This is a genomic window from Agreia bicolorata (genome assembly GCF_000938265.1).
In the GTDB taxonomy this organism is placed as follows: Bacteria; Actinomycetota; Actinomycetes; order Actinomycetales; family Microbacteriaceae; genus Agreia; species Agreia bicolorata.
Window position 1 is genome coordinate 179,670 of the sequence record NZ_JYFC01000007.1, and the last position, 13,480, is coordinate 193,149.

The window sequence follows — 13,480 nt, forward strand, 5'->3', positions numbered from 1 at the left end:
GCGCGAATTCACATTGACGGCATCGCCATGGTGCGCCTGCTCGGGCCGCAGGATCGACTTCTCACGACGATCGAGAAGCAGTATCCGGGCGTCGATGTGCACGTCAGGGGCAACGAGGTCACCCTCACAGGAGACGACGCCGAGGTCGACGCGGCCAGGCGGCTCGTCGAAGAACTTCTTCTTATGATCAAGAACGGACAGGATTTGACCTCCACAGAAGTCACCTCGAGTGCTGCGATCCTCGACGCAGACAAGACGGCCAGTCCGATCGACCTGCTCGGGCAGGCGATTCTCTCGACCAGGGGCAAGAGCATCCGGCCGAAGACAGCCGGGCAGAAAGCCTATGTCGACGCGATCGACGAGAACACCATCGTGTTCGGCATCGGGCCAGCCGGAACGGGCAAGACCTATCTGGCGATGGCCAAGGCCGTCCAGGCGTTGCAGCGCAAAGAGGTCAACCGCATCATCCTCACGCGCCCTGCGGTCGAAGCAGGAGAGCGTCTCGGCTACCTTCCGGGCACCCTCACCGACAAGATCGATCCGTACCTTCGCCCCCTTTACGACGCGCTCAACGAGATGCTCGACCCCGAGGTCGTTCCGAAGCTTCTGGCGGCGGGCACGATCGAGGTGGCTCCTCTCGCCTATATGCGCGGTCGCACCCTCAACGACTCGTTCATCGTGCTCGACGAGGCGCAGAACACCACGCCCGAGCAGATGAAGATGTTCCTCACCCGTCTGGGCTTCGGCTCGCGCATGGTGATTACGGGCGACATCACACAGGTCGATCTGCCCATGGGCACGAGCGGCCTGCAGTTGGTGACGCGAGTGCTCGGCGACATCGACGACATCCACTTCGCGACGATGACGAGCGCCGACGTGGTGCGGCACACGCTTGTGGGTCAGATCGTCGATGCCTACACGAAGTACGACCAGATTCAGATGGCCAAGAAGGCCGGCGATACGATCGGCGCCTCCGAGCGAGACCAAAGGTACAAGAAGACGCGATGAGCATCGAGATCAACAACGAGTCCGCGATTCCGGTCGACGAAACCGCCATTCTGCGGCTCGCGACCTATGCGCTCGATCAGCTCCATGTGCATCCGGATGCCGAGCTGGCCATCGTCTTGGTCGACGAGGCAGCCATGGAGCAGCTCCACGTGCAGTGGATGGACGAGCCCGGGCCGACCGACGTTCTGAGCTTTCCCATGGACGAATTGCGCCCCGGCACCGAAGATGCACCGACCCCTCCTGGCCTGCTCGGCGACATCGTGCTGTGTCCGCAGGTGGCCGAGGTTCAGGCCGTCGGCGCGGGTCACACAACTCTCGAGGAGTTGCAGCTGCTGACGGCCCATGGCGTTCTTCACCTTCTCGGGTTCGACCACGCTGAACCCGACGAGGAGAAAGAGATGTTCGGTCTGCAGCGCGACATCCTCACCGGCTTTGCAGCCACCGAGCGTCGCCGCCGTACATGATCACCGCACTCTTCCTGGTCGCCGCATTCCTGCTCGTGGCGCTGGGCGGGCTGTTCGCAGCGACGGATGCGGCCCTCGTCGTGCTCTCGCGGGCCGACATCGCCGAGCTCGCCGAGAAATATCGGGCGAAGAGATCGCTGCGCGCGATCGCATCAGACCCGAGCCCCCATATGAACGCGGTGAACTTCGCTCGCGTCGTCTCGGAAACGACCGCAGCGGTTCTCGTGACGATTGTTCTGTCGGTGTGGATCGACGGACCATGGCTTGTTCTGCTGTTCGCGGCGCTGATCATGACGACCGTGTCATTCGTTCTCGTCGGGTCGAGCCCGCGCAGCGTGGGTCGGGCACATCCGGAGGCCGTGATCGGTCTGACGGCGTTCCTGGTTCACGCAATCCGAGTGGTGCTCGGCCCTGTGGCCGGGGCGCTCGTCGCGTTCGGCAACAGAGTGACGCCAGGGCGTCCGCGATCTGCGGCCTTCACATCGGAGCAGCAGCTTCTGAGCATGGTCGACGAGGCGACGGAGCTCGACGTTCTCGAAGAAGAAGACCGCGAACTCATTCACTCCATCATCGACTTCTCTGACACCGTCGTGCGCGAGGTCATGATTCCGCGCACCGACATGGTGACAGTTGACGACACGGCCACGGTCGGCCAGGGCATGGGACTGTTCCTCAGCACGGGAGTGTCGCGCATGCCGGTGGTGGCAGACGACGTCGACGAGATCGTCGGCATCCTGTATCTGCGCGACGTCGCGCGACTCAGCTACGAGAAGCCGGCGGCCATCGACAAGCAGACCGTGCGGAAGCTCGCCCGTCCTGCCCTCTTTGTTCCCGAGTCGAAGAAAGTTGACGACACGCTACGGCAGATGCAGCTCGACTCCAATCACCTGGCCATGGTTGTGGATGAGTACGGTGGAATCGCCGGCCTCGTGACCCTCGAAGACCTGATCGAGGAGTTGGTCGGAGACATCTCCGATGAATACGACCGAGAAACGGTGGAGGTGGAGAACGTGTCGGATGGCGTCTATCGAGTCAGCGCACGGCTTCCCGTCGACGAGCTCGGCGAACTCTTCGATCTTGAACTCGATGACGACGACGTCGACTCCGTTGGCGGTCTCCTGTCGAAAGAGCTCGGTCGCCTGCCATCGAGCGGGTCCCAGGTCACGACGTCTGGCCTCGTACTCACGGCCGAACGCACTGAGGGCCGCCGCAAGAGAATCAGCACCGTTCTGGTGCAACGAGACACGTCGGCGACGCCGGCCGTCTCAGAGAAAGGATCCGAGTGACCGACTCCGGCACCCAAGAACCGAACGACTTCCGAGCGGGATTCGTCTCGTTCGTCGGGCGTCCCAATGTCGGGAAATCGACTCTGACGAACGCTCTCGTGGGCGAGAAGGTGGCGATCACCTCCTCGAAGCCTCAGACGACCAGGCGAGCGATCCGCGGCATCGTGCACCGCAAAGACGGGCAGTTAATCCTCGTCGACACTCCGGGCATGCACCGGCCGCGCACCCTTCTGGGTGAGCGTCTCAATGCGATCGTTCAGACCACCCTCGGCGACGTCGATGTGATCGGTTTCTGTATTCCGGCGAATGAGAAGCTCGGCCCGGGCGACCGTTTCATCAACGAGCAACTCGAGAGCTTCCCCAAGGCGAAGAAAGTCGCGATCGTCACGAAGATCGACGCGGCGTCGCGGCCGGCGGTCGCCGAACAGCTCCTTGCCGTGTCTGAACTGCGCGACTGGGCGGCGGTGGTTCCGGTGTCTGCCCAGAGCAGCATCCAGCTCGACATTCTGTCGGCCGAGCTCATTCGTCTTCTTCCCGTCTCTCCGCAGCTGTACCCGACCGAGCAGACCACCGACGAAGGACTCGAGGCGCGTATCTCGGAGTTCATTCGCGAGGCCGCGCTCGAGGGCGTGCATGACGAGCTGCCCCATTCACTCGCCGTGACCATCGATGACATCATCGAGCGTGACGATCGTGAACTCGTCGAGATCTATGCGAACGTGTTCGTCGAGCGCGACAGTCAGAAGGCCATCATCATCGGAAAAGGCGGGTCGAGGCTGGGCGCCGTCGGTGCTACGGCTCGTGAGCAGATCGAGCCCCTCATCGGCAAGCAGGTGTTCCTCAGCCTGCGAGTAAAGGTGGCGAAAGACTGGCAGCGCGATCCGAAGCAGCTCGGTCGGCTGGGATTCTGAGCCAACCGTGTCAGTTTTCCGGCTGGTGCGACCGGTAACCTGTAACCCGTGATCACGAAAGAGAATCCGTTCGGCCAGGTACTCGTGGCCCTCGTCACCCCGTTCACAGCTGACGGCGAGGTCGACTGGCCCAGCGTAGAGAAGCACATCGACAACGTCATCAACCACGGAGCCGATGGCATCGTTGTTTCGGGAACGACGGGGGAGACCTCGACGCTGACCGATGCAGAGAAGCTGCAGCTCGTGCAGGTCGCCAAGTCGGTTTCAGCCGGGCGCGCGAAGGTGCTGACCGGAGGCGGATCGAATGAGACGGCTCACGCCATGCAGCTCGCCCGCCAGAGCGAGAAGGCGGGGGCCGACGGCAACCTCGTCGTCACCCCGTACTACAACAAGCCGACGCAGGCCGGTCTGCTTACGCACTTCCGCATGATCGCCGATTCGACCGATCTGCCCGTCATTCTCTACGACATCCCAGGACGCACGGGTGTGCCCATCAAATACGAGACGATTCTCCGTCTGGCCAAGCACCCCAACATCCTTGCCATCAAAGACGCCAAGGGCGATTTCAGCGAGGTCAGCCGGGTCATCAACCAGACCGACCTCATGTACTTCTCGGGCGACGACGCCAACGTTCTGCCGCATCTGTCCATCGGCGCGACCGGGCTCATCGGGGTCACGAACAACATCGCCTCGGGTCCGTACCGCACGATGGTGGATGCCGTCAACGCGGGAGATCTCGCCACGGCCACGGCGGCGCACAAGTCGCTCGAGCCTCTTGTTCGCGCGGTCATGACCCACGTTCCCGGCACCGTCGCCGCCAAGTACATTCTTCACGGCCTCGGCCGTATCGGCAGCCCTCGAGTTCGGTTGCCACTCGTTGGCCCCGAAGAGTGGGAAGCCGCGCAGATCGAGAACGAGATCGACCTGGTCAAGGGAATCCCCTCGATCGACTTCACTAACTTCCGCCCCGACCGCAACGCCGCCGCCGGTGGCGCTCTGCCGAAGGTCGCGGGGACGACACGCTAGCCCGTCACCACGGGCTGGAATTCACCAGCTAGGAGGGCACATGCCCATTACCGCATACGAACCACGAGCCCTCGCCAAAGACACCCTCCGGGTCATCCCCGTCGGTGGACTCGGCGAGATCGGCCGCAACATGACCGTCTTCGAGATCAACGGCAAGCTGCTGATCGTCGATTGCGGCGTGCTCTTCCCCGAAGAGCACCAGCCAGGGGTCGACCTGATCCTGCCCGACTTCTCGATTGTGCGCGATCGCCTCGATGACGTTCTCGGAATCGTCTTGACGCACGGGCACGAAGACCACATCGGCGCCGTTCCTTACCTGCTGCGCCTGAAGCGCGACATTCCCCTCATCGGTTCGGGCCTCACGCTCGCGCTCATCGAGGCCAAGCTCAAAGAGCACCGCATCAAGCCCTACACCCTCACTGTGGCCGAGGGGCAGACCGAACAGTTCGGGCCGTTCGAGCTCGAGTTCGTCGCCGTCAACCACTCCATTCCCGACGCGCTTGCCGTCGCGATCAAGACCGTTGCGGGCAACGTGCTGCACACGGGTGACTTCAAGATGGATCAGCTTCCCCTCGACAATCGCCTCACCGATCTTCGTGCATTCGCGCGTCTCGGCGAAGAGGGAATCGACCTCTTCCTGGTCGACTCGACGAACGCCGATGTTCCCGGCTTCACCGCCCTCGAGCGTTCGATCGGTCCGGTGCTCGACGATGTCATCCGCCGTGCGCCGCGCCGGGTCGTCGTCGCCAGCTTCTCCAGCCACGTGCACCGCGTGCAGCAGGTTCTGGATGCCGCGCACAACAATGGTCGCCGGGTCGCCCTCCTGGGCCGCTCGATGGTGCGCAACATGCAGATCGCCGCAGAGCTCGGATACCTCAAGGTTCCCGAGAACGTGCTCATCGACTTCAAGAAGGCGGGCGACATTCCCGACGACAAGATCGTCTACATGTCCACCGGTTCTCAGGGAGAGCCGATGGCTGTGCTCAGCCGTATGGCCAACGGGGAGCACCAGGTGGAGATCGGCGAGAACGACACCGTCATCCTCGCGTCAAGCCTTATTCCAGGCAACGAGAACGCGGTCTACCGCATCATCAACGGCCTCATGAAGCTCGGTGCCAACGTCGTGCACAAGGGCAACGCCAAGGTGCACGTCTCCGGACACGCCGCCGCCGGTGAGCTTCTCTACTGTTACAACATCCTCAAACCGAAGAACGTTCTGCCCGTGCACGGCGAGCAGCGCCACCTCGTGGCGAACGCCAAACTCGCTCAGCAGACCGGCATCCCAGAAGAGAACACGATCATCGCCGAAGACGGTACGGTCATCGACCTGAAAGACGGTGTCGCCTCGGTCGTCGGCCAGTACGACCTCGGATTCGTCTACGTCGACGGATCCAGCGTCGGTGAGATCACGGATGCCGACCTCAAGGATCGTCGCATCCTCGGCGAGGAGGGCTTCATCTCGATCATTGTTGTGATCGAAGCCCAGACCGGTCGCGTCGTCGTAGGACCCGAGATCCACGCCAAGGGCTTCGCCGAAGACGAATCGGTCTTCGACGATGTGAAGCCGAAGATCGTCGCTGCCCTGGCCGAGGCATCCAAGAACGGGATGCACGACCAGCACGCCATGCAGCAGGTCGTGCGCCGCACTGTCGGGCGCTGGGTCAACACGTCCTACCGTCGTCGACCGATGATCGTTCCGCTCGTCATCGAGGCATAGCCACTGAGATCAGAGGGCCGGCGACTGTCGCCGGCCCTTCGTCGTAGTCGGCGAGACGACCTGGCACGAGGACGCCGGAATTCAGACACCCGGCCCGCGCAACCGGCGATCGTCGGTGCTCCCGGGTAGCGTGAGCGCATGGCTACGAGTACCAAGTCGACCTCTCGCGCACGCGGAGCGTCCTCAGGTCGTTCGGGTGCGTCCACAGGCGCCCGGAAGACACCCACGCGTGCGGCCGCGACCCAGAAGACCGTGCGGCTGAACCCCGCCGCGAAAGAAGATCGGGGTCCAGGCGTCGGCAGCCGCGCGTGGCTCGCGATGGCTCACGTCGTCGGCGGTGCCTTCAGAGCGTTCTCGCCAGCCGATTTCGACAAGGCCGAGCGACGCGACGGCGTGCCGTTCCTGCTCGTTCTTATGGCCATCGCCGGTGCGGTCGTCGAGTGGTTCCTCGTCTCGAATGCCGTCGCCGTCACGATCGAAGCGTGGACTTTCGGCCTTCTCTTCGGACGGGTGGCATACGCCCTTCCCGTCGTTCTGCTCCTTCTGGCAGCGTGGCTTTTCCGGCATCCGAGTTCGGTGCACAACAACGGTCGCATCGGCATCGGGCTCGGCCTCATGCTCATCACGGTGTCGTCGTTGTGCCACATATACGGGGGTCAGCCGAATCCCTCGGGAGGCCAGCTCGCAACGGGCGGCGGCATCCTCGGTTGGGTGCTCGCCGCGCCGTTGGTCGCACTCATCACGCCGATCGGTGCCACCGTTGTGGTCTCGGCCCTACTGCTGCTGAGCGTCTTCATCCTCACCAAGACACCACCCAACCGCATCGGATCGCGCCTTCGCGAGCTCTATGCCTACCTGTTCGGTGCCGCATTCCCCGACGAGGCCGAGCACCGCGAGGCGAAGAAGGCCGCCAAGGCCGAGAAAGCGGCGAAAGCGGCCGAGGCCGACGTGCTGACGACCGAACAGATCGATCTCGCTGCCCGGGAGGTCAGCTCGGAGGGTCTGCCGTGGTGGCGGCGCAACTCGTCCCAGCGTGAAGAAGACCCCGAGTTCGACGCTCCTGCCATGGCGCCGCGCGTCGAAGACCGCACCCCTGCCTCCGACGAACCGTTCGCCAACGCCGCGAGCGTGGCAGATCCCGACGACGACGCTGCGGCGCAGGCGGGCCTTCTCAACGACATGAAGGCAGCCGAGCGCGCGGTCCGGCGCTTCACCGGCGAGATCAGACCGGGCGCTGCCCCGCAGACCAGCCTCCTCGACGACGCGGCCACAGAGTCTTCCTCGGCGTACCCGCCGCCGCCCGTGCGTGTCGTTCAGCCGGAGCTGGAACTCGACGACGAATCCGTTGGCTCCGGCATGGAGATCGATGCCCCTGCCGCCGACTACAGACTTCCTGCCGCAGCCAGTCTCAAGGTGGGCGGTCCGTCGCTCGCGCGTTCAGCCGCGAACGACGAGATCGTCGCCTCGATCACCGAGGTGCTGAAGCAGTTCTCGGTCGACGCGACCGTCACCGGGTTCTCGCGCGGCCCCACTGTCACCCGGTACGAGATCGAACTGGGCCCGGGCGTCAAGGTCGAACGCGTGACGGCGCTGTCGAAGAACCTGTCGTACGCGGTTGCAAGCAACGAGGTGCGCATCCTGTCGCCCATCCCGGGCAAGAGCGCCATCGGCGTCGAAATTCCGAACACCGACCGCGAGATCGTGTCTCTAGGAGATGTGCTGCGTTCGTCGAAGGCGGCATCTGACAACCACCCCATGACCATCGGCGTCGGAAAGGACGTCGAAGGAAAGTTCGTCATGGCGAACCTGGCCAAGATGCCCCACCTCCTCGTCGCAGGCTCGACCGGTTCGGGAAAATCGAGCTTCGTGAACTCGATGGTCACGTCGATTCTGATGCGCGCGAAGCCCAGCGAGGTGCGCATGGTTCTCATCGACCCGAAGCGCGTCGAGCTCACCGCCTATCAGGGCGTGCCCCACCTCATCACACCCATCATCACGAACCCCAAGAAGGCGGCCGAAGCGCTGGCCTGGGTCGTCAAAGAGATGGACATGAGGTATGACGACCTCGAGAGCTTCGGATTTCGGCATATCGATGATTTCAACAAGGCCGTCGTCAACAACGAGATCATCCTTCCGGTGGGAAGCCATCGGCAGCTGAAGCCCTACCCCTACCTGCTCATCGTCGTCGATGAGCTGGCCGACCTCATGATGGTGGCGCCACGCGATGTCGAAGACTCCATCGTGCGAATCACTCAGTTGGCCCGTGCTTCGGGCATCCATCTTGTTCTCGCCACGCAGCGTCCGAGCGTCGACGTCGTTACCGGCCTGATCAAGGCGAATGTGCCCAGCAGGTTGGCGTTCGCCGTGACGAGCGTCACCGATTCCCGGGTCATCCTCGACCAGCCGGGTGCCGACAAGCTGATCGGCCAGGGCGACGGCCTCTTCCTGCCCATGGGCTCCTCGAAGGCCATCCGAGTGCAGGGGGCGTGGGTGAGCGAGGCCGAGATCGCGACGGTCGTGCAGCACGTCACTCATCAGGCCCGACCGGAGTATCGGGACGACGTGGCGGTCGAGGCGGTCAAGAAGAACATCGACGCAGATATCGGCGACGATCTCGAGATTCTCCTCGCCGCGGCAGAGCTCGTGGTCAACACGCAGTTCGGATCGACGTCGATGCTGCAGCGCAAACTCAAGGTCGGATTCGCGAAGGCCGGGCGCCTTATGGATCTGATGGAGTCGCGTGACATCGTCGGACCGTCCGAAGGATCGAAAGCTCGCGATGTGCTCGTCACTGCGGAACAGCTTCCCGAGGTGCTCGCCATGCTTCGAGGTGCGCCCACCTCCGCGGCCTCGGCAGCATCAGCGCCACCCGCGCCCATGAATCAAGAGGTTGCCAGCGACCCATATGCCGATGACCCGGTGGCTCGAGGTCTCGAGCGGTACCCTGAAGAAGAGGGCGATTCAGATGAAGATGCCTGGGGCCTGACCGGCAGAGAGTAGAGCACCGTGACCGAAGCCGCCGCGCGCGTCAGCAACTGGAACCTTCCGAACATCATCACCGTCGTGCGCATCCTGCTGGCGCCGTTGTTCTTCTGGATGCTCCTGGCCGACGACGGTGCGGACACTCCGCTCCGCTACGCAGCAGCGGCGCTGTTCATCGTGGCGATCGCCACGGACGGCATCGACGGCCACATCGCACGTTCACGAAATCAGGTCACCGACCTCGGCAAGCTGCTCGATCCCATTGCCGACAAGGTGCTCACGGGTGCCGCGCTCGTTGGGCTGTCCATTTTGACGGAACTGCCCTGGTGGGTCACGGCGATCATCCTGGTGAGGGAGGTCGGAATCACCGTGTTCCGCTTCGCCGTACTGAGCGACCGTGTGATTCCGGCGTCCCGAGGGGGAAAGCTCAAGACGCTCGCCCAGTCCATCGCGATCTCGCTCGCCCTCGTTCCCTTCCCCGCGCTTGTGGGCAGCTGGTTCGACTGGGTCAACATTGTGACGATGTCCATTGCTTTCATCCTCACCGTCATCACGGGAATCGACTACCTCGTGCAGGCGCGGCGTCTCAGCCGAGCGGGTAAGACGACAGCATGACCCGGGCGGTCGCGGCCGATGAGACTCGTGCGCTGATCGAGGAGATGACCCGACTCGGGCTCACCGTCGCCGTCGCAGAGTCCTTGACGGGTGGCCTTCTCGTGGCTGAGCTCATCCGCATTCCGGGTGCGTCTCAGGTGGTGCGTGGGGGAGTGGTGGCGTACGCGACGGACCTCAAGAGCTCACTGCTCGGAGTCGACTCGGCGATTCTTTCCGAGAGGGGCCCCGTCGATCCCGAGGTCGCTATTCAGATGGCACAGGGCGCACGGCGTCGCCTGGGCAAAGAGCCGGATGCCGCCAGCTGGGGTGTTTCCACAACGGGCGTGGCCGGCCCGGGCCCGCAAGATGGGCACGCTGCGGGGACGGTCTTCGTCGGCTTCGCGACCGACAATGGTGCGTTCTCACGAAGGCTCCAGCTGCAGGGTGGCCGTGACACCGTGCGACAGCAGACGGTGGCGGCGGCCATCCAATTGATGCTCGAGACCCTGCAGCAGCACTGACTCGATCGAGGGTATGCGGGCGGTGGCGATCCAATCCACGTGCGCTCTCGCTACGAATCATCGATGAGAACTCGTGATCGACATTCGCCAGACGAGGGAATGAACGGCATTTCCATCTCGTTACAACTAATGTCATTCACAGAAAAGACGGTTCAGTGTCGTTTAGAGTTTCACACAGCACCGAACGGGTTTCGCCCGGTCGGCCAGGTTCGATTGACGCAAGGCAAACAGCAAGGAGGGTCCAGTGATTCTAGTTCGCCAGGAGATCGGCGACGTGCTGCGAGACTTTCGTCTCCAGAAGGGTCGCACCCTTCGGCAGGTTGCCAGCAAGGCAAGCGTCGCCCTCGGTTATCTCAGCGAGGTCGAGCGCGGTCAGAAAGAGGCATCGAGCGAGATTCTCGCGTCGGTAGCCGAGGCTCTCGATACGCCTATCTCGGTCATCATGCGCGAAGTCGGAGATCGGCTCGCTGTCATCGAGGGAATCGACACGATTCCCGACACGGTGCCCGACGAGTTCGTTGCGGGCTACGATTCCAAACTTCTCACTCGGTAGTCCAACTCCGAGTACGAGATCGATCACGTGGGGGCTCTGTCACGAGTGATGTGACAGGGCCCTTCACCGTTTCCGCAGATAGCTGCGGCGCTGAGGGGCGGCATGAGACAGAGCGAGTTCCGCAGAGCGGTGTCGGATGAATTCGGACCGGCCTACGGTCGCGTCCTGACCGGAGACCTCGTCATCGCCGAGCTTTCCGATAGAACCGCTGACGATGCCCTTCGGCAAGGGGTCCCGGTGCGAGATGTGTGGCTGGCACTCTGTCGCGCCAGCGGGGTGCCCGAATCGCGATGGCATGGAGTCGGTCTGCCATCTCCACGGTCGTGAATTCCTATGATTCGGCCCGACACGCCATCGACGGATCGAATATATGTTCTAGAACTGTGTAGTCTCCTTCACAGCAGAACTGTTCGTCGTGTTGTCCACTGATCGATTCCGCCCCGCCTCCGTGTCGGTGGTCGTGTCTACAGTCGGATTACACGCACAACACGATGCGAACGCCTTGTCGACACCCGGTTCGCCGGAGCGACAGCCTATAGGCGAAAAACTCACGCGACGGATTCCGCGCACGACAGAAGGAGACAGCAATGCCATCAGATGCCACACGAGAAAAGGCACTCGAAACAGCGCTTGCGCAGATCGACCGACAGTTCGGCAAGGGTTCCGTCATGCGCCTCGGCAGCGATGACCGTGCTCCGGTCGAAGTCATCCCGACAGGCTCCATCGCCCTCGACGTCGCCCTCGGTGTCGGAGGTCTTCCTCGGGGTCGCATCGTCGAGATCTACGGCCCTGAGTCGTCCGGAAAGACGACCCTCACGCTCCACGCGATCGCCAATGCACAGAAAGCCGGCGGTATCGCCGCGTTCATCGATGCGGAGCACGCCCTCGACCCGGCCTATGCCCAGAAGCTCGGCGTCGACATCGACGCGCTTCTCGTTTCCCAGCCCGACACCGGCGAGCAGGCGCTCGAGATCGCCGACATGCTCGTGCGAAGCGGCTCGATCGATCTCATCGTGATCGACTCGGTGGCGGCTCTTGTGCCTCGAGCCGAGATCGAGGGTGAAATGGGCGACTCGCACGTCGGACTTCAGGCCCGGCTCATGTCGCAGGCTCTCCGCAAGCTCACCGGCGGCCTCAGCACCACGAACACCACCATGATCTTCATCAACCAGCTGCGAGAGAAGATCGGTGTGTTCTTCGGCAGCCCCGAAACCACAGCTGGTGGAAAGGCGCTCAAGTTCTATGCTTCCGTGCGTCTCGACATCCGACGCATCGAAACCCTGAAAGAGGGCACCGACGCTGTCGGCAACCGCACCAGGGTGAAGGTGGTCAAGAACAAGATGGCGCCGCCCTTCAAGCAGGCGGAGTTCGACATTCTCTACGGCATCGGCATCTCCCGAGAAGGAAGTCTTATCGACTTCGGTGTCGAACACGAGATCGTCCGCAAGTCGGGTGCCTGGTACACCTACGAAGGCGAACAGCTGGGTCAGGGCAAAGAGAACTCCCGTCGATTCCTCAACGAGAACCCTGAGATCGCGTTAGAGATCGAGACGAAGATTCTCACCAAGCTGGGCATCGGAGGCGAGAAGGCCGCTGCCGCGCCGGCTGCGCCGGTCGCCCTGGCGACGAAGGCTCCCGCGCGTAAGGGTGCCTAGGCTTCGACACTCACCGCATCAACAGAAAGGCCACGACCATGGTCAGATTCACCGAGTCGCCCGACACAGACGGCAACGATGTGACCGAGGCGTCAGACACGGCGATCGCGCCTGTGGCCTTTCTGTTCGGTGCGCCAAACGAACAAGAGCGGCCTGATCGTCACTACGCGGGTCCGGTCGCTGTTCCGACTCTAGACACGTCGGGCCTCACTCCAGAGCAGGTCGAAGAACAAGAGTTGCAGCTTGCCGATCTCGAGAATCTCGTCGTGCGAGCCCTCGCTCGAAAAGATCTGTCCGAGTGGCAGGTCACTGAGATCCTCGCGGCGAACGGGGTCGAGTCGTCGGCTTTCGAAGGGTTCCTTACGATCTATCGGGCCAAGGGTTACGTCGATGATTACGCCTTTGCCGAACGCGAGATAGAGCGTCTGCATCGGCGCAAGGGGTTCGGCCGCAGCCAGATCCAGCGCGAGCTCGGTGCCAAGCGCATCAGTCAAGAGATTGTCTCCGATCTGCTTACGGCGCTCGACGACGACGATGAGCTGGCTCGGGCTCTCGAGCTGGCCGAGAAGAAGGCTCCCAGTCTGCTGCGCCTTGATCGGGCCACGGCAGAAAGGCGACTGAGCAGTTTTCTGCAGCGCAAGGGATATCCGTCGCAGGTGGTCCGCGATGCGGTCGCGAAGACGCTTGTCACAGGTACCAGCACCGTTCGGTTCCGCTGAACGGGCGGTGGCACGGGCTTGTCTCTCGTCGAACGTAAACTTGA

The 13,480-nt window shown here is 63.0% G+C and carries 13 protein-coding genes; all 13 read left to right on the forward strand.

From position 1 onward, the window contains the following. The first annotated feature begins 27 nt into the window (after positions 1-27). The 13 genes from TZ00_RS15420 to TZ00_RS19065 all read left to right on the forward strand — a co-directional run bounded on the left by TZ00_RS15420 (position 28) and on the right by TZ00_RS19065 (position 13,436). Positions 28-1,008, forward strand: coding sequence for a PhoH family protein (locus TZ00_RS15420; protein WP_238579721.1), 981 nt, complete (start codon positions 28-30; stop codon positions 1,006-1,008). Continuing rightward, positions 1,005-1,472 (forward strand): rRNA maturation RNase YbeY, encoded by a 468-nt coding sequence (gene ybeY, locus TZ00_RS15425; RefSeq protein ID WP_044443007.1) that lies wholly within the window; start codon positions 1,005-1,007, stop codon positions 1,470-1,472. Before TZ00_RS15420 ends, ybeY begins: the two co-directional genes overlap by 4 nt. Beyond that, entirely contained in the window at positions 1,469-2,758 is a 1,290-nt protein-coding gene (locus tag TZ00_RS15430; protein ID WP_044443008.1) for a hemolysin family protein, read from the forward strand. The genes ybeY and TZ00_RS15430 overlap by 4 nt, the downstream gene beginning before the upstream one ends. Continuing rightward, positions 2,755-3,669: a GTPase Era gene (era, locus tag TZ00_RS15435; protein WP_044443009.1), complete on the forward strand. Its 915-nt coding sequence runs from the start codon at positions 2,755-2,757 to the stop codon at positions 3,667-3,669. The genes TZ00_RS15430 and era overlap by 4 nt, the downstream gene beginning before the upstream one ends. 48 nt (positions 3,670-3,717) lie before the next feature. Next, complete coding sequence (dapA, locus tag TZ00_RS15440) at positions 3,718-4,695, forward strand: 4-hydroxy-tetrahydrodipicolinate synthase (RefSeq protein WP_044443010.1); 978 nt, start codon at positions 3,718-3,720, stop codon at positions 4,693-4,695. A 40-nt stretch (positions 4,696-4,735) separates the two neighbouring features. Continuing rightward, positions 4,736-6,412 carry a ribonuclease J gene (locus TZ00_RS15445; RefSeq protein ID WP_044443011.1) on the forward strand — a complete coding sequence of 559 codons (1,677 nt, stop codon included), beginning with the start codon at positions 4,736-4,738 and terminating at the stop codon, positions 6,410-6,412. A gap of 138 nt (positions 6,413-6,550) precedes the next feature. After that, on the forward strand, positions 6,551-9,412 hold the full coding sequence (locus TZ00_RS15450) for an FtsK/SpoIIIE family DNA translocase (RefSeq protein WP_044443012.1): 2,862 nt from the start codon (positions 6,551-6,553) through the stop codon (positions 9,410-9,412). 6 nt (positions 9,413-9,418) lie between these two features. Continuing rightward, entirely contained in the window at positions 9,419-10,009 is a 591-nt protein-coding gene (pgsA, locus tag TZ00_RS15455) for a CDP-diacylglycerol--glycerol-3-phosphate 3-phosphatidyltransferase (RefSeq protein WP_044443013.1), read from the forward strand. Further along, positions 10,006-10,509 carry a CinA family protein gene (locus TZ00_RS15460; protein WP_052521630.1) on the forward strand — a complete coding sequence of 168 codons (504 nt, stop codon included), beginning with the start codon at positions 10,006-10,008 and terminating at the stop codon, positions 10,507-10,509. Before pgsA ends, TZ00_RS15460 begins: the two co-directional genes overlap by 4 nt. A gap of 244 nt (positions 10,510-10,753) precedes the next feature. Beyond that, entirely contained in the window at positions 10,754-11,062 is a 309-nt protein-coding gene (locus tag TZ00_RS15465; protein WP_044443014.1) for a helix-turn-helix domain-containing protein, read from the forward strand. A 102-nt stretch (positions 11,063-11,164) separates the two neighbouring features. After that, positions 11,165-11,389 carry a DUF3046 domain-containing protein gene (locus TZ00_RS19450; RefSeq protein ID WP_084606198.1) on the forward strand — a complete coding sequence of 75 codons (225 nt, stop codon included), beginning with the start codon at positions 11,165-11,167 and terminating at the stop codon, positions 11,387-11,389. 260 nt (positions 11,390-11,649) lie between these two features. Further along, entirely contained in the window at positions 11,650-12,717 is a 1,068-nt protein-coding gene (gene recA / locus TZ00_RS15470) for a recombinase RecA (RefSeq protein WP_044443015.1), read from the forward strand. A 38-nt stretch (positions 12,718-12,755) separates the two neighbouring features. Beyond that, positions 12,756-13,436, forward strand: a complete 681-nt coding sequence (locus TZ00_RS19065; protein ID WP_052521631.1) for a regulatory protein RecX — start codon at positions 12,756-12,758, stop codon at positions 13,434-13,436. Positions 13,437-13,480: the final 44 nt, after the last annotated feature.